Genomic DNA, 17476 nt, shown 5'->3' on the forward strand with positions numbered 1-17476 from the left:
GAGTGTAACCGAACAACTTTTGCGACACATAGGGTCAACTCATGACTTTATTGTTAATTTTGGTCACAGACAAATAACCACAAGAAAAAGCCCGCCATAAGCGGGCCTTGTCCAGAGCACATCAGCGTACTTACAAGGCGAACATCTGCGCCGGCAGGCTCATCAGGCAATCACCGCCAGCGTCGATTGCCGCCAGATGGGCGCCGGTACGTGGCAGCAATCGCTTGAAGTAGAACGCACAAGTGGCCAGCTTGGCGGTGGCGAAATCGCCGTCGCCTTCACCTGCATCGAGCTGTTGCTGCGCCACCAGGGCCATACGCAGCCAGAGGTAGGCTAGAACGATGTAGCCGCTGTACATCAAGTAATCCAGGGCTGCGGCCCCCACTTCATCCGGATTTTTCATGGCGGCCATGCCCACCCGGGTGGTCAATTCGCCCCATTGACGGTTCAAGCCATCCAGTTGCGCGATGTAGGCCTTGAACTGAGGATGCTCGGCATGTGCCCCACAGAACTTGTGAACGATCTTGGTAAACCCCAGTAACAGCTTGCCCTGGCTGCCCAGCACCTTGCGGCCCAGCAAGTCCAGAGCCTGGATGCCGTTGGTGCCCTCATAGATCAGGGCGATACGACAATCGCGCACCAGTTGCTCCATGCCCCACTCACGAATGTAGCCGTGACCGCCAAACACCTGCATGCCGTGGTTGGTCACCTCAAGGCCCGTCTCGGTCATGAAGGCCTTGCAGATCGGAGTCAGGAACGCCAGGAGGTCCTCGGCGTCCTGACGCTGGGCCGGATCGGCGCTCAGATGAGCCACATCCAGCAATTGAGCGGTGAAATAGGCCAGGGCCCGGTTGCCTTCATTGAACGCCTTCATGGTCAGCAGCATGCGCCGTACATCGGGGTGGACAATGATCGGGTCAGCCGCCTTGTCCGGCGCCTTGGGCCCGGTCAGAGCGCGCATCTGCAAACGATCGTTGGCGTACTTGATCGCACCTTGAAAGCTCGCCTCCCCCAGGCACAGCCCCTGCATTCCGGTGCCCAGGCGCGCGTGATTCATCATGGTGAACATGCAGTTCAGGCCTTTATTGGCCTCGCCGATCAGGAAGCCCTTGGCGCCGTCGAAGTTCAGTACACAGGTAGCCGAAGCCTTGATTCCCATCTTGTGCTCGATGGAGCCGCAACTCACACCGTTGCGCTCACCGACCTCACCTGCTGCGTCCGGCAGGAACTTGGGCACGATGAACAGGGAAATGCCTTTGGTCCCGGCCGGTGCGTCCGGCAGTTTGGCCAGCACCAGGTGAATGATGTTTTCACTCAGGTCGTGCTCGCCGGCAGAGATGAAAATCTTGCTCCCCGATAACGCATAACTGCCATCGGCCTGGGGCACCGCTCGGGTCTTGATCAGGCCCAGGTCGGTACCGCAATGGGCTTCGGTCAGGCACATGGTGCCGGTCCACTGCCCGGCGGTGAGTTTGTTCAGGTACAGCAGCTTCTGTTCGTCGGTGCCATGGGCATGAATCGCCGACATCGCACCATGGGTCAGCCCCGGGTACATGCCCCAGGAAGTGTTGCTGGAACCCACCATCTCGCTGATCACCAGCCCCAGGGAATGGGGCAGCCCCTGGCCGCCATAGGCAGGATCGGCGGCCAAGCCATGCCAACCGCCCTCGACGTATTGGGCGAAAGCCTGTTTGAAACCCTTGGGGGTGGTCACTACGCCATTGTCGAAATGGCAGCCTTCCTCGTCACCGGAGCGGTTCAGCGGAGCCAGGACGTTCTCGCAGAACTTCGCCCCTTCCTCGAGGATCGCGCTGACCATGTCCGGGCTGGCATCGCTGGCTCCCAGTGCGGCGTAACTGCCATGAAAGTCGAAGACATGATCGATCAGGAAGCGCATGTCGCGCAGGGGAGCTTGATACTCGGGCATGATGATTTCTCCGGCAGCAGGTTTCTCCAACCTACTGCCGCCGTCCTCAGCCTGCCAATGACGTTCAAGTCGCTGAATGCGCCATCATCACTCAACCCGCAGCCGTATCCATGCGTACTGCACCGCGGCGATTCTGCCCGAAGGCCATGACACAGTTACGCCCCGCGCCCTTGGCACTGTAGAGCGCCTGGTCGGCGGACTTGAGCACTTCTTCGGGAGTCCGGTGCTCCATCAGTCGCTCGGCGACACCGATGCTGATGGTCACCGAAACACTGGATGCCGCTGCAACGCCACGGCGTTGGCGGCCTTGCTGGTCGTCCTGGGGGCGGTTGTCCTGGTTGCGCAACTGAATGTTGTAGGTAGCGATGATCTCGCGAATCATCTCCAGGTGCGGCATGCACTCATCCAGGGTCTTGCCGGCAAATACCACGGCAAACTCTTCCCCACCGTAACGATAGGCGCGCCCACCGCCAGTGACCTTTGACAGCTTGCTGGCCACCAGGCGCAGCACCTGATCCCCGACATCGTGACCGTGGGTGTCGTTGAATTTCTTGAAGTGATCGACGTCAGTCATGGCCAGCACATAATTGCGACCCAGACGCTGCATGCGCTCATTGAGCGCCCGGCGCCCCGGCAAGCCGGTCAACTCGTCACGGAACGCCATCTGGTAAGCCTCATGGGCCACCGCCGCGGCAATCATCAACATGACCTGACTGCACATGATGTTCAGGGTGAATGGCAGGATGAACGTCTTGGGCAGCATCCAGAACAAACCCAGCAAGCCCACCAACTGCGCTGCGTGCAGTGGTCGCGGACTGCGCCAGTACTGGACCGCCAGTAGCAGGAATGCCGCGAAGAATACCGGATACGACAACTGGATAAGGCTCATCCAACTGCCATGCAAAGCCGGCCAACGGATCTCTGCCAGCCAGTTCAGCAACGCTTGTGGGTAACTCTGTTCCAGGCCAAGAGCGACGCTGCCAAACGCCAATAACACGGCAAAACGCGCGACCATGTCCTGAAACAGGTGGGTACGCTCCTGCCAGGCTGCGAACAGGCCAAACAACAAGGGGAGCAAAAGGCAGCAAAGGTGGAATACCACCGCGGCATCTTCGCGGACCCTGCCGTTATCCCGGTAGAAATCGGTTTGGGTATCCAGCAGAAAGTAGGCGATGTACACCGTGACCATCAAAAACAGTTCACGCTGGCGCCGGTACACAGCGCAATAGGCTCCGCCAAGCAACAGCACCAGCGTTGGCAGCACATTGAACAGCGAAGTGAAGAAGACGTTGAGGTCCTTGACGTAAGCGGCCGCCAGCCCCGCAAGCAAAAGCAGTAAAGACGGTAGGAAATGACTGAAACGTACAGCGGAAGAACGCGGCAAGGGTAAAACTCCGACCCGGCTGATCAATAGATGGCATTGTGCCTTCATTTATTGAAGTTAAGCACACGCGGTGTGACAGACATCACATTGCCATCTCTTTAACGGCAGGAAATCGCTTCTGCTTAGCGATTTAGTCGGGAATTTTCATGAAGATTCTGCAGGCACAAAAAAGCCGCTCGACCCGGAGGGCGAACGGCTTTCTGAAAGGTCCGGTAAGGCTTAGTAGGCCAGGCCGAAGTCCTCTTCCTTCATGTCCATCAGGTTGTTGGCGCCCGACAGCATGGTTGCAACGTGAGTGCGGGTACGCGGCAGGATGCGCTGGAAGTAGAAGCGCGCAGTCTGCAACTTGGCCGTGTAGAAAGCCTCTTCGGTAGTGCCGGCTGCCAGCTTTTCAGCCGCCAGACGGGCCATGTCGGCCCAGAAGTAGGCCAGGCAGGCATAACCGGAATACATCAGGTAGTCCACCGAAGCAGCGCCCACTTCTTCACGGTCTTTCATCGCGGCCATGCCCACTTTCATGGTCAGCTCGCCCCATTCCTTGTTCAGTGCCGCCAGCGGAGCGACGAATTCCTTAACGGCTTCGTTGCCTTCGTTGTTCTGGCAGAACTTGTGGACGATCTTGGTGAAACCCTTGAGGGCCTCGCCCTGAGTCATGAGCACTTTGCGGCCCAGCAGGTCCAGAGCCTGGATGCCAGTGGTGCCTTCGTACAACATCGAGATACGGCTGTCGCGAACGTTCTGCTCCATGCCCCACTCGGCGATAAAACCGTGGCCACCGTAGATCTGCACACCGTGGTTGGCGGACTCGAAGCCGACTTCGGTCATGAACGCCTTGGCGATCGGAGTCATGAAAGCCAGCAGAGCATCGGCTTTCTTCTTCTCTTCTTCGTCCACACCGTATTTGACGATGTCGACCTGCTTGGCGGTGAAGTACACCATCGCCCGGTTACCTTCGGCGAAGGCTTTCATGGTCAGCAGCATGCGACGTACGTCAGGGTGCACGATGATCGGGTCCGCGGCCTTGTCCGGCGCTTTCGGGCCAGTCAGGGAGCGCATTTGCAGACGGTCGCGAGCGTATTTCAGGCCACCCTGGAAGCCGATCTCGGCGTGGGCCAGGCCCTGCAGAGCGGTGCCCAGACGCGCGGTGTTCATAAAGGTGAACATGCAGTTCAGGCCTTTGTTCGCCGGGCCGATGAGGAAACCGGTGGCCGCGTCGAAGTTCATCACACAGGTGGCGTTACCGTGGATGCCCATCTTGTGTTCCAGGGAACCGCAGCTGACCGCGTTGCGCTGGCCGACACTGCCGTCAGCGTTAGGCAGGAACTTGGGCACGATGAACAGCGAAATGCCTTTGGTGCCGGCCGGTGCGTCCGGCAGACGGGCCAGAACGATATGGACGATGTTGTCGGCCATGTCGTGTTCACCGGCGGAGATGAAGATCTTGGTGCCAGTGACCTTGTAGGAACCATCAGCCTGAGGTTCGGCCTTGGTGCGCAGCATGCCCAGGTCAGTGCCGCAGTGCGGCTCGGTCAGGCACATGGTGCCGGTCCACTCGCCGGACACCAGCTTGGTCAGGTAAGCCTCTTGCTGCTCAGGAGTACCGTGCTCGGAAATCGTATTCATCGCGCCGTGGGACAGGCCTGGGTACATGCCCCACGACCAGTTGGCTTCGCCGACCATTTCGCTGACTGCCAGGCCCAGGGATTCAGGCAGGCCCTGACCACCGTGCGCGACGTCGTGAGCCAGGCTTGGCCAGCCGCCTTCAACGAATTGCTTGTAGGCCTCTTTGAAGCCAGTCGGGGTCTTAACGCCGGATTCACTCCAGGTGCAACCTTCCTGGTCGCCCACACGGTTCAGCGGCGCCAGTACCTGCTCACAAAACTTCGCACCTTCCTCGAGAATGGCGTCAACCATGTCTGGAGTGGCGTCCTGGCAAGCCGGGAGGCTCTGATAGTGCGCCTCATAGCCGAGCAGTTCGTCACGAACGAAGCGAATATCACGCAAGGGGGCCTTGTAGTCAGGCATAGCGATAAACCTCTGCTGATGTAACCGGGAATGAACAACCGCGTTGATTTTTTATAGCGGTCAAACAGGTGTTTGAAACATACGTTTAGGCCCAAATCTTGTCAAGCGTCGCTCCCATGCCTTTCGTCATCGAAACAAAATGCACGCGCAGGCAAATACCCACAGCGCTGCCGTGAAGTGTAGAAGCCGGCTCGCCGACGATCAGTTACACAAAGAAATGAAGAAGAGGAACCACAGAAGGGAAAGGCATGAGCAAACGCCCGCCTCGCGTGAGAGAAGCGGGCTTTAGCGCAGAGTGATCAAGCGTAGGTATCGATCAGGGTACCGAGTACCTCATCAGAGGCTTTGGCAACTTTGACGCCCAGTTCCACCTGGACCTTGCCCATGGACATCTCGACCATACTGCTGGCCAGGTCCGAACTCTGGCTGCGGTCCACGCCCCGTAGGCGATTGACCGAATCCGCCGACGCCTGGCTGTCGGCAGAGCGCTCAACGGCGCTGCTGGCGATCTGGCTGGAACCTTGATCGACACGATTCTGCCCAGTCTGAATCGCGTTCAGTCCGGCGTAGAAAGCGCTGTTCCCGGAAATTTCCATAAGAGAACTCGACCTTGAAAATGAATGACAGGTGTTATTGAAGCAGACCTGTCAAAAAAACACCCGTCAAAAACACTAATGGCAATATGCCTTGCCATAGGCAAAATCTAGTCCAGCAAATCCAGCTGCAGATGTTCGGCCACTGCCTCGGCACTGGCTGTCTTGAGTCGCGGCACTCGGCCCAGGCACGGCGCAGGCAGGCGCTCCGCCAAAGTCGCGAGGTTTTCTTCCAGACGAGAGGTCTTGGGATCGATGATATTGGCCACCCAGCCCGCCAGTTGCAGACCGTCCTGAGCAATGGCCTCGGCAGTCAACAACGCATGATTGATGCAGCCCAGTCGCACGCCCACCACCAGAATCACCGGTAAGCCCAGCGCCATGGCCAGATCCGACAGGTTGTCCTGATCCGCCAGGGGCACTCGCCAGCCACCCGCACCTTCGATCAGGGTGAAATCCGCCCCCTTGGCCAGAATGTGGCGCATGGGCGTCAGCAATGACTGCACCGTCAATGCCACCCCGGCCTCTCGTGCCGCCAGGTGCGGTGCGATGGGCGGCTCGAAGGCGACCGGATTGACCTCTTCATAGCTCAACGGCAACGACGACTGCGCCAGCAATGCCAGAGCATCGGCATTGCGCAGGCCCTTGGCGCTCAACTCGCACCCGGAAGCCACAGGTTTGCCTGCCGCAGTACTCAGCCCGGCCAGCCGCGCCGCATGCAACAGCCCCGCGGCAATGGTGGTTTTACCCACATCGGTGTCGGTGCCAGTAATGAAATAGGCAGCACTCATAGCGGTTTCTCCAACACGGCATACACCACCTGATAGGTCGCCGGCAGCCCCTGGGGCTGACGAAACCCCTCGTAAGCCTCGATCAACCCGGCGATACGCGCGCGTCCGGTGAGGCCGCCGGGACGACCGGGATTCAGATTGTGTGCACCCAAGGCTTTCAACTCATGGGTCAGACTACGCACATCCGGGTAATGCAGGACATGGGGAACGCTCTCCAGGCTACGTACGTGCAAACCACTGGCATCGCACAAGTGGCGATAGCGTGCGAACTCACGAAAGCGATTGACGTGAACCTGCCCATCGACCCGCCCCCAGCTCTCACGCAGCTCCTGCAAAGTGCCGACGCACAGACTGGCAAAAGCCAGCACACCGCCCGGCTTGAGCACCCGCTGGGCTTCACTGAGCACGGCAGCAAAGTCGGCACACCACTGCACCGCCAGGCTGGAGAAAATCAGCTCGCAGCTGCTGCCCTGCAACGGCAGGCGCTCAGCATCTCCAGCAAAAAAGTGCTCGGCGCCACCCAGGGGCCGCGCGTGCTTGAGCATGCCCTCGGCAATATCCAGGGCCAGCCCCTGACTGCCGGCGAAGCGTGTCCCCAGCACTCGACTGAAATGCCCCGTACCACAGCCCAGGTCCAGCCAGCGCGCAGGCGTCCAGCCTTCAGGCAAACGGCTCAGCAATTGCTGGCCGACCGTGCGCTGCAACTCGGCAACGCTGTCGTAACTGGCTGCGGCGCGGGAAAACGAAGCCGCCACCTGACGCTTGTCAGGCAGGCCTGCGGGTAAGACAGGAACAGACAAATCAGTCATCGCCGGACTCATGCAAAAAAGCCTGGATCGCCCCCGCCACTCCGTGGGGGTCCTCCAGAAGAAAACCGTGGCTGGCCTGCTCGATCAGGCCAACTTCTATATCCGGCAGCAATACCAGCAACTCGGCGGCCGCCTCGGCCGGCACCAGGGCATCCAGCCCGGCGAACAGGTGCAACTGCGGGCCGCGAAAAGCCAGCAAGGCTTCGCGCGTATCCAACTGCGCCAACAACTCCAGACCCGCCATCAGCACCGGACCCGGCGTGGTCGGCGCCCCGCCCAGCAGCATCCGCGACAAGCCGCGGGGATCGACGGCGCCCTGGGCACACAGCAGGGAAAAGCGCTTGAGGGTGGTGCGCGGATCAGCGGCGCAGCCGGCCAGGAAGCCGTCAAAGGTCTCAGCGGCCATGGCACTGGACCATTGCTCGTGAGCAACGAAGCTGGGATTGCTGGCCAGGGTCAACAAACCGCAGCAGCGCTCGCCGCGTCGGGCCGCCAACTCCGCGGCGAGCATGCCGCCCAGGGACCAGCCCCCCAGCCAGGCGTCATCCGGCAGCGCATCGTCGAGCTCGTCCAGCCATGCCTGCAGATCGCTGGACGTCAGCTCCGGCAGGGGTTCGATCTCCACCCGCAAGTGTTCATCCAGCCCCTGCAAAGCGGCAGCCAAAGGTTCCAGGGGCGACACCCCCAGCCCCCAGCCCGGTAACAGGATCAGTCGATCACGCATGGCTAGGCCTCGTTTGCAGTTCACTGAAACAATCCGCCAACGCGCTTAACAATAGCTGGACCTGCGCCTCGCTGTGGGCGGCGGACAACGTCACACGCAGCCGCGCACTGCCGGCCGGCACGGTCGGCGGACGGATGGCGGTGACCATGATCCCCCGCGAACGGAGCATCCGTGACAACTCCACGGCCCGGGCACTGTCGCCCACCATGATTGGCTGGATCGGGGTAAAGCTGTCCATCAGCTCCAAGCCAATCTGCTCGGCCCCCAGCCGGAACTGACGAATCAGCTTCGCCAAGTGCTCGCGCCGCCAGTGCTCGCTGCGTAGCAACTCCAGGCTCTTGCGCGTGGCGCAGGCCAGTGCCGGCGGTTGGCTGGTGGTATAGATGTAGGGCCGGGCGAACTGGATCAGTGTTTCGATCAGCTCCTCGCTACCGGCGACAAAGGCCCCAGCGGTACCGAAGGCCTTGCCCAGGGTGCCCACCAGCACGGGCACCTCATCCAGACCCAGGCCGAAGTGTTCCACCAGCCCGGCACCGTTGGCCCCCAGCGGACCAAAGCCATGGGCATCATCCACCATCAGCCAGGCACCACGGGCCTTGGTTTCCCGGGCCAGGGCCGGCAGGTCGGCGACATCGCCGTCCATGCTGAACACCCCATCAGTGACCACCAATGTATTGCCGGTGGCCTTCTCCAGGCGTTTGGCCAGGCTCCCTGCATCGTTGTGCAGATAGCGATTGAAGCGCGCACCAGAGAGCAGGCCGGCATCCAGCAGGGAAGCATGGTTGAGACGGTCTTCCAGCACCGTGTCGCCCTGCCCGAGCAACGCCGTGACCGCCCCGAGATTGGCCATGTAGCCCGTGGTAAACAGCAACGCCCGCGGGCGCCCCGTGAACTCGGCCAGGGCTTCTTCCAAAGCGTGATGGGGAGCGCTGTGACCGATCACCAGATGGGAAGCGCCGCCGCCCACGCCCCAGCGGCTGGCACCAGCGCGCCAGGCTTCGATCACCTGCGGGTGATTGGCCAGGCCCAGGTAGTCGTTGTTGCAGAAAGCCAGCAATGGCTGGCCATCCACCACCACTTGCGGCCCCTGAGGGCTTTCCAGCAGCGGACGCTGGCGATAAAGATGTTCAGCACGACGGGCTGCAAGCCGTGCTGCGAGATCAAAAGACATGCTGGCCTCGATATTGGCTCACAGACACATTACCCGTAAGAGCTGGCTTGCCAGCGAAACAGACGACGCGAACCCCGCCGCACTTGCGCCGTTCACGGGATTCGCCGGCCAGCCGGCTCCTACCACAGGAGGTCAGACGGCAGCGTTGTAGAACTGCTCGCTGCTCTTCTGCTCCACCAGGGCCTGCTCGATGGCCGCCTGATGCACTTCGTCGGCGTGCTCTTCACGGGCTTCGGGCTGGATGCCCAGGCGCGCGAACAACTGCATGTCCTTGTCGGCCTGCGGGTTGGCGGTGGTCAGCAGCTTGTCGCCGTAGAAAATCGAATTGGCACCGGCGAAGAAGGCCAGAGCCTGCATCTGCTCGTTCATCGCTTCGCGGCCGGCGGACAGGCGCACGTGGGATTGCGGCATGAGGATCCGTGCCACGGCGAGCATGCGGATAAAGTCGAACGGGTCCACGTCCTCAGCGTTTTCCAGCGGCGTGCCGGCCACCTTCACCAGCATGTTGATCGGCACCGACTCCGGGTGCTCCGGCAGGTTGGCCAGCTGGATCAGCAGGCCGGCGCGGTCGTCCAGGGACTCGCCCATGCCGAGGATGCCGCCGGAACAGATCTTCATCCCGGCGTCACGCACGTAGGCCAGGGTTTGCAGGCGCTCGCTGTAGGTGCGGGTGGTGATGATGCTGCCGTAGAACTCCGGCGAGGTGTCGAGGTTGTGGTTGTAGTAGTCCAGGCCGGCCTTGGCCAGGGCCTCGGTCTGGTCCTGATCGAGACGGCCCAGGGTCATGCAGGTTTCCAGGCCCATGGCCTTCACGCCTTTGACCATCTCCAGCACATAGGGCATGTCCTTGGCCGAAGGGTGCTTCCAGGCGGCGCCCATGCAGAAACGCGTAGAGCCGATGGCCTTGGCCCGAGCGGCCTCCTCCAGCACCTTCTGCACTTCCAGGAGCTTTTCCTTTTCCAGGCCGGTGTTGTAGTGGCCGGACTGCGGACAATATTTGCAATCTTCCGGGCAGGCGCCGGTCTTGATCGACAGCAGGGTCGAAACCTGGACCCGATTGGCATCGAAATGCGCGCGGTGCACCGTCTGCGCCTGGAACAGCAAGTCATTGAATGGCTGGACGAACAGGGCTTTGACTTCAGCCAAAGTCCAGTCATGACGCAGGGTAGCGGTGGTGCTGGCGCTCATGGGCGATTCCTTGATTATGCTTGGCAGGCGGTGCGGGACAGGGAAAGTCCACAGCCGCAACACGGATGTTCGGCATATTTAAGGAAGAGCCATGCACTGTCAACCCGAATACAAAGGGCCGGTTTACATCTGGTCAAAAAACAAACAAATCTGTTTACTTTGCGATGAGCCCAGCGATTCAGCCCTGGCCCTGTGCAGTTCATGTCAGGACGAACTGCCCTGGCTCGGCGCCCAATGCTCGGTCTGCGCCCTGCCCCTGCCCGCCGCCAGCCTGACCTGTGGCCAGTGCCTGAAACGTCTCCCCGCGTTTCGACGGGTCATCGCCCCCTGGCGTTACGATTTTCCGGTGGACAGCCTGATCAGCCGTTTCAAACACCATGAAAAGTGGCCTTTTGGCCGACTGATGGCCGAACTTCTCAGCCAATTCCTTCACTATCGCTACGATGAAGGCCTGCCCCGACCAGACTGCCTGCTGCCGGTGCCGCTGTCCCGGCGACGCCTGCGCCAGCGAGGCTTCAACCAGGCCGGCATGCTGGCCCAGTGGCTGGGAGAACACCTGCAACTGGCGGTGGAGCCCCTTCTGCTGCTGCGCACCCAGGACACCCCGGCACAACAAGGCCTGGGGGCCCGTGCTCGTCAGCGCAACCTGCACCAGGCCTTCGCCCTCGCCGCCGACACTCCTGTGGCCGGCCGCCACCTGGCCCTGGTGGACGACGTCCTCACCACAGGTGCCACTGCCCAGGCCCTGGCCCGGTTGCTGATCAATGCCGGTGCCCGTCAAGTGGATGTCTATTGCCTGGCCCGAACCGCAAGACCCGACACCCCCGACTGACTTGACTCTCATCGCTCAAACCGCAAACTCCCTGTCCATCTTCAGTGCCCAAAGCGTCCCTGCCATGTCCTTGCCCACTCTGTTGACCCAGCACATCGCCCGCCGCCCACAACGCATCGCCCTGCTGCAACACATTGCCGAACAGGGCTCCATCACCCGCGCGGCCAAAAGCGCCGGCCTGAGCTACAAGGCCGCCTGGGATGCCATCGATGAGCTCAACAACCTGGCTCAGCGTCCGCTGGTAGAGCGCAACGTCGGCGGCAAGGGCGGCGGCGGGGCCAAACTCTCCGCCGAGGGCGAACGCGTGTTGCGCCTTTACCAACGCCTGCAAGCACTGCAGGCCCAAGTGCTGGAAGCCGCAGAAGATGCCAGCGATCTCGATCTGCTGGGGCGCCTGATGCTGCGCACCAGTGCCCGCAACCAGCTGCACGGCAAGATCCGCGAGATCGCACCTCTAGGCTGCAATGACCTGATCAGCCTGGAGCTGCCCGAAGGCCTGCTCCTCAAGGCGCAGATCACCCACGACAGCACCCAGCGCCTGGAACTGGAAACCGGCACTGAAGTGGTGGCCTTGATCAAGGCCGGCTGGCTGGACCTGCACCCTGCCGACGCTCAAGTAACAACTGGACACAATTGCCTGAGCGGGACCGTCGAGCAGATTCTCGACGCCGAAGACGGCCCCTGCGAGGTGCGCATCACCCTGCCCAACGGCCAGACCCTCTGCGCCCTGGCCGAGCCGCACCGGCTCAAGACGCTGGAAATGACCGAAGGCAAACCGGTCCAGGTGCAGTTCTCTGCCTCCCATGTCCTGCTCGGCACCCCGCTGTAACCGGAGTGCGACGACTTCAGGCTGCAACATATTCGTCATAGGCGCTCATTAAGGTGGCTGCAAAAACCCGCAGGGAGCCTGATATGAGCCTGTTAGAAGAAGACCAACCCACCGACCTGGAACAGATGGTCGGCCTCAGCCGCCGGGGTTTCATCGGTGCCGGTGCCCTGTGCGGCGCCGCCCTGTTTCTCGGTGGCGGACTGCTCGGCCGCAGCGCCCTGGCCACCAGTGTCAGCGCCGGCAACAGCCAGCTGCTGGGTTTTGCCGGCATTGCGGCCGCCACCAGCGACAACATCACCCTGCCGGCGGGCTACAAATCCTCGGTACTGATCAGTTGGGGCCAGCCGCTGACCAAGAACGGGCCGGCCTTCGACCCCAGCGGCAATGGCACCGCCCAGGCCCAGGAAGTGCAGTTTGGCGACAACAACGACGGCATGAGCCTGTTCGCCTTCCCGGACGACAAGCACCGGGCGCTGATGGCGATCAACAACGAATACACCAACTACCGCTACCTCTATTCCCACGGCGGCCAACCGCAATCGGCCGAGGACGTGCGCAAGGCCCAGGCCAGCGAAGGGGTGTCGGTCATCGAAGTGCAGCGCAAGAACGGCCAGTGGCAGTTCGTCCAGGGTTCACGCTACAACCGGCGCATCCACGGCAACACGCCAATCCGCCTCAGCGGCCCTGCCGCCGGTCACGACCTGCTCAAGACCGCTGCCGACCCCAAGGGCAGGAAAGTCCTCGGCACCTTCCAGAACTGCGCCAACGGCAAGACCCCCTGGGGCACCTACCTGACCTGCGAAGAGAACTTCACCGACTGCTTCGGCAGCAGCAACCCCGAGCAGAAGTTCGACGCCGCGCAGAAACGCTACGGCGCGGTGGTGACCAGCAAGGACATCAACTGGCACCCCCACGACCCGCGTTTCGACCTGGCCAAGAACCCCAACGAGCTCAACCGTCACGGCTGGGTGGTGGAAATCGATCCATTCGACCCGCAATCGACCCCGGTCAAACGCACCGCCCTGGGCCGCTTCAAGCATGAAAACGCGGCCCTGGCGCAAACACGTGACGGCCGCGCCGTGGTCTACATGGGCGACGATGAGCGCGGGGAATTCATCTACAAGTTCATCAGCCGCGACAAGATCAACCACCGCAACCCCAAGGCCAACCGCGACCTGCTGGACCACGGCACCTTGTACGTGGCGCGCTTCGATGCCGGCGACGGCAACCCGGACCGTCCCAAGGGCCAGGGCCAGTGGATCGAGTTGACTCACGGCAAGAACGGCATCGACGCCAGCAGCGGCTTCGCCGACCAGGCCCAGGTACTGATCCAGGCGCGCCTGGCGGCCAGCGTGGTCCAGGCCACGCGCATGGACCGCCCGGAATGGATTGTGGTCAGCCCCAAGGACGGCCAGGTCTATTGCACCCTGACCAACAACGCCAAGCGTGGCGAAGACGGCCAGCCAGCAGGTGGCCCCAACCCGCGGGAGAAGAATGTCTACGGACAGATCCTGCGCTGGCGCACCGGCGGCGACGATCATGGCGCGATGAGTTTTTCCTGGGACCTGTTCGTGGTAGCCGGCAACCCCGCTGTGCATGCCGGCCAGCCCAAGGGCGGCTCCTCCAACATCACCCCAGAGAACATGTTCAACAGCCCCGACGGCCTGGGTTTCGACCAGGCCGGACGCCTGTGGATCCTCACCGACGGCGACTACAGCAACAGCGGCGATTTTGCCGGCATGGGCAATAACCAGATGCTCTGCGCCGACCCGGACAGCGGTGAAATCCGCCGTTTCATGGTCGGACCGGTGGGCTGCGAAGTCACCGGGATCGCCTTCGCCCCGGACCAGAAGACCCTGTTCGTCGGCATCCAGCACCCGGGAGAAACCGGTGGTTCGACCTTCCCCGAGCACCTGCCCAACGGCAAGCCGCGCTCCTCGGTGATGGCTATCACCCGGGAAGACGGCGGCATCATCGGCGCCTGAACCCGCCCCGCGCCAAACCGGCTCCTACGTCCGTAGAAGCCGGCTCGCCGGCCAACCTGGCGGCCAACCTGGCGCCCAGCCGAACCACCAGCAAACCCTCCCCCGCTGGCTCCCCGTCTGCGTTACCATGCTTGGCCGGACGCGGCAGCCTGCTGCGCGCAGGAGTAAGCATGTCGCACCCGTTTGAAACACTGACCCCCGACCTGGTTCTCGACGCCGTTGAAAGCATCGGTTTTCTCAGCGACGCCCGCGTGCTGGCGCTCAACAGCTACGAAAATCGCGTCTATCAAGTCGGCATCGACGAAGGCGAACCGCTGATCGCCAAGTTCTACCGCCCCCAGCGCTGGACCAACGAAGCGATCCTGGAAGAACACCGCTTCACCTTCGAACTCGCCGAGTGCGATGTGCCGGTGGTCGCACCGATCATCCACGACGGTGCCAGCCTGTTCGAGCATGCGGGCTTTCGCTTCGCCCTGTTTCCCCGGCGTGGCGGGCGCGCGCCCGAACCGGGCAACCTGGATCAACTCTATCGCCTCGGGCAATTGCTCGGTCGCCTGCACGCCGTGGGCGCCACCCGCCCCTTCGAGCACCGCGAAGCCCTGGGCGTGAAGAACTTTGGTCATGACTCACTGGCGACCCTGCTGCAAGGCAACTTCATTCCCAAGAGCCTGCTGCCGGCCTACGAGTCCGTGGCCCGGGACCTGCTCAAGCGGGTGGAAGAGGTCTACCAGGCCACCCCGCACCAGAACATCCGCATGCACGGCGATTGCCACCCCGGCAACATGATGTGCCGCGACGAGATGTTCCATATCGTCGACCTGGACGACTGCCGCATGGGCCCGGCGGTGCAGGACCTGTGGATGATGCTGGCCGGCGACCGCCAGGAGTGCCTCAGCCAGCTCTCCGAACTGATGGACGGCTACAGCGAGTTCCATGATTTCGACCCGCGGGAACTGGCCCTGATCGAGCCGCTGCGAGCCCTGCGCCTGATGCACTACAGCGCCTGGTTGGCACGACGCTGGGACGATCCGGCCTTTCCCCACAGCTTCCCCTGGTTCGGCAGCGAACGTTACTGGGGGGATCAGGTCCTGGCCCTGCGCGAACAGCTGGCGGCCCTCAACGAAGAACCTCTCAAACTGTTCTGACCCTGCCTGCAGGAGCTGGCTTACCAGCGAAGAGGCCCATGAGGTCGTCTTCGCCGGCAAGCCGGCTCCTACAAGAATCCGCCTCGATACAACGCCAACCGTAGGAGCTGGCTCGCCAGCGAAGAGGCCCGTAAGTTCGCCTTCGCCCACCAGCCCTCCCCCACAGAAACGGGCGGCGCAAAAGTCAGGACATGTCCTGACAATTGTCCTTACAATCCCGTCTTCGTTAGCTGCCTAAGCAAGGACTCTGCATGCAAGCCGCCAACCCGCGTCGCGGGTACATCCTGGGCCTGACCGCCTACATCATCTGGGGTCTGTTTCCGATCTACTTCAAAGCCATCGCCAGCGTTCCGGCCGTGGAAATCATCGTCCACCGGGTACTCTGGTCGGCGCTGTTCGGCGCTGTGTTGCTAATGGTGTGGAAACATCCCGGCTGGTGGCGCGAGCTGCGGGAAAACCCCAGGCGCCTGGCCATCCTGGCCCTGAGCGGCACCCTGATCGCCGGCAACTGGCTGACCTATGTCTGGGCCGTGAACAATGGGCGCATGCTTGAGGCCAGCCTGGGCTACTACATCAATCCCCTGATCAATGTGCTGCTGGGCATGCTGATTCTTGGCGAACGCCTGCGGCGCATGCAGTGGCTGGCGGTGATCCTGGCGGCGGTGGGCGTGGCCCAGCAAGTGTGGCAAGTAGGCAGTTTGCCCTGGGTCTCACTGATACTGGCACTGAGCTTCGGCTTCTATGGCCTGATCCGTAAACAGGCCCCGGTCAAGGCCTTGCCCGGGCTGGTGGTGGAAACCTGGATGCTGGTGCCCATCGCCATGGCCTGGCTGCTCCTGCACCCCGAAGCCAGCAGTGCCCATGCCGACTTCTGGACCAGCTCCGAAGCCTGGTGGCTGGTAGCCGCCGGCCCGGTCACGCTGATCCCGCTGGTGTGCTTCAACGCCGCGGCTCGGCACTTGCCCTACACCACCCTGGGCTTCCTTCAGTACCTGGCGCCAACCCTGGTGCTGCTGCAAGCGGTGCTGCTGTTTGGCGAACACCTGTCCTCCAGCACCTTGCTGGCGTTCATGTTCATCTGGGCCGGCCTTGCGGTGTACAGCGTCGATGCCTGGCTCAGCCTGCGCGGCCGCCGCTGATCAATAAACGTACAACGCCCTGCAGGCCAGTCCATTCGTGGCCTGCAGCGATTCTTCCCAAGGTTATCCACAACCTGATCCCCGCCGTTTGTGCACAAGCCCTTGAAACTGCTGGTTTTTTGATCAGAGCGCGCTAAGCCGCGGCGGTACTGGGCTGGCGACGGGTCTCTACAGGTTATCCACAGGCGCATGCACGGATTACTGGGATAACCTGCGGGACGGTGTTCAGACCTCGCTGCGCAGCACCAACTCCACCATCAGATCGTCGGCCAGGGTTTCCAGGCGCGACTGCAATACCTCCAGGGACAACGTCAGGGGCACCGCCAGAATCGCCTCGGCATGAAACAACGGCTCGCTGCTCATGGGCGCTGGGCGCACCTCGGTCACCAGCCGTTCAAGGTTGACCCCCTGCTCCGCCAGCAAGCGGGTGATATCCCGGACGATTCCCGGACGATCATTGCCCACCAGCTCCATGGCGATGGGTTTCCAGGTGCAGGACTGTTCGATGCCGCTTTCGGCGATCAATACCCGGATGCCCTGGGCGGAGAGCCCCTGCAAGGCATCCACCAGCTCATCGTAGGCCTCGGCCGGGACCCCGACCCGCAAGATGCCGGCAAACTGCCCCGCCATGCGCGACAGACGGCTTTCCAGCCAGTTGCCGCCGTGCTCGGCGATGCACTGGGCAATACGCTCGACCTGTCCGGCCTTGTCCGGGGCGAAAACCGTGAGAACGAGATGGTCCATGGCGCAGCCCTCTTTGCTTGATGAAAGAGCAATTATAGGCAGCCTCATTCCCCGCGCCTTCCAGCCCATATCGCAGCAGCTTGTGTAGGCGCTGGCTTGCCAGCGAAAGTGCCCGCAAGGCCGACGCCCCCCCCCCGAAGGCCCATTCGCCGGCAATCCGGCTCCTACGAGGGCGCGCAGGGCAAAACAT

Annotated in this window: 15 protein-coding genes; 5 read left to right on the forward strand and 10 right to left on the reverse strand. The window is 62.1% G+C overall.

Going from position 1 to position 17476, the window contains the following annotated elements:
- Positions 1-130 precede the first annotated feature (130 nt).
- The 9 genes from LOY69_RS27520 to bioB form a co-directional block, all read right to left on the reverse strand.
- On the reverse strand, positions 131-1927 hold the full coding sequence (locus tag LOY69_RS27520) for an acyl-CoA dehydrogenase C-terminal domain-containing protein (RefSeq protein WP_265073860.1): 1797 nt from the start codon (positions 1925-1927) through the stop codon (positions 131-133).
- A 91-nt stretch (positions 1928-2018) separates the two neighbouring features.
- Entirely contained in the window at positions 2019-3311 is a 1293-nt protein-coding gene (locus tag LOY69_RS27525) for a GGDEF domain-containing protein (RefSeq protein ID WP_102881059.1), read from the reverse strand.
- Positions 3312-3530: 219 nt separating this feature from the next.
- On the reverse strand, positions 3531-5336 hold the full coding sequence (locus LOY69_RS27530) for a phenylacyl-CoA dehydrogenase (protein WP_102861950.1): 1806 nt from the start codon (positions 5334-5336) through the stop codon (positions 3531-3533).
- Between the two features lie 299 nt (positions 5337-5635).
- Positions 5636-5932, reverse strand: a complete 297-nt coding sequence (locus LOY69_RS27535) for a pyrroloquinoline quinone biosynthesis protein PqqE (RefSeq protein WP_102861951.1) — start codon at positions 5930-5932, stop codon at positions 5636-5638.
- A 107-nt stretch (positions 5933-6039) separates the two neighbouring features.
- On the reverse strand, positions 6040-6720 hold the full coding sequence (gene bioD, locus LOY69_RS27540) for a dethiobiotin synthase (RefSeq protein ID WP_265073861.1): 681 nt from the start codon (positions 6718-6720) through the stop codon (positions 6040-6042).
- Entirely contained in the window at positions 6717-7529 is an 813-nt protein-coding gene (bioC, locus tag LOY69_RS27545) for a malonyl-ACP O-methyltransferase BioC (RefSeq protein ID WP_110653363.1), read from the reverse strand. Before bioC ends, bioD begins: the two co-directional genes overlap by 4 nt.
- Positions 7522-8253: an alpha/beta fold hydrolase gene (locus tag LOY69_RS27550; protein ID WP_265073862.1), complete on the reverse strand. Its 732-nt coding sequence runs from the start codon at positions 8251-8253 to the stop codon at positions 7522-7524. The genes bioC and LOY69_RS27550 overlap by 8 nt, the downstream gene beginning before the upstream one ends.
- Positions 8246-9424, reverse strand: a complete 1179-nt coding sequence (gene bioF, locus LOY69_RS27555; protein ID WP_265073863.1) for an 8-amino-7-oxononanoate synthase — start codon at positions 9422-9424, stop codon at positions 8246-8248. Before bioF ends, LOY69_RS27550 begins: the two co-directional genes overlap by 8 nt.
- Positions 9425-9556: 132 nt before the next feature.
- Complete coding sequence (gene bioB / locus LOY69_RS27560) at positions 9557-10612, reverse strand: biotin synthase BioB (RefSeq protein WP_102861956.1); 1056 nt, start codon at positions 10610-10612, stop codon at positions 9557-9559.
- Between the two features lie 91 nt (positions 10613-10703).
- Here bioB and LOY69_RS27565 point away from each other — a divergent pair, with 91 nt between their 5' ends.
- From LOY69_RS27565 to rarD, 5 genes are all read left to right on the forward strand, one after another.
- Positions 10704-11444, forward strand: a complete 741-nt coding sequence (locus LOY69_RS27565) for a ComF family protein (RefSeq protein WP_265073864.1) — start codon at positions 10704-10706, stop codon at positions 11442-11444.
- 64 nt (positions 11445-11508) lie between these two features.
- Positions 11509-12273 (forward strand): TOBE domain-containing protein, encoded by a 765-nt coding sequence (locus LOY69_RS27570; protein WP_102861958.1) that lies wholly within the window; start codon positions 11509-11511, stop codon positions 12271-12273.
- An 83-nt stretch (positions 12274-12356) separates the two neighbouring features.
- A complete protein-coding gene (locus LOY69_RS27575; RefSeq protein ID WP_170002873.1) occupies positions 12357-14258 on the forward strand; it encodes a PhoX family protein in 1902 nt (633 codons plus the stop codon).
- A gap of 170 nt (positions 14259-14428) precedes the next feature.
- Complete coding sequence (locus tag LOY69_RS27580; RefSeq protein ID WP_102861960.1) at positions 14429-15403, forward strand: serine/threonine protein kinase; 975 nt, start codon at positions 14429-14431, stop codon at positions 15401-15403.
- 251 nt (positions 15404-15654) lie between these two features.
- Complete coding sequence (gene rarD / locus LOY69_RS27585; RefSeq protein ID WP_102881065.1) at positions 15655-16542, forward strand: EamA family transporter RarD; 888 nt, start codon at positions 15655-15657, stop codon at positions 16540-16542.
- 225 nt (positions 16543-16767) lie between these two features.
- On the opposite strand, the gene LOY69_RS27590 is transcribed toward rarD, so the two are convergent.
- Entirely contained in the window at positions 16768-17286 is a 519-nt protein-coding gene (locus LOY69_RS27590; protein WP_016964741.1) for a glycine cleavage system protein R, read from the reverse strand.
- Positions 17287-17476: the final 190 nt, after the last annotated feature.

Source organism: Pseudomonas sp. B21-059, assembly GCF_026016285.1.
Classification (GTDB): domain Bacteria; phylum Pseudomonadota; class Gammaproteobacteria; order Pseudomonadales; family Pseudomonadaceae; genus Aquipseudomonas; species Aquipseudomonas danubii.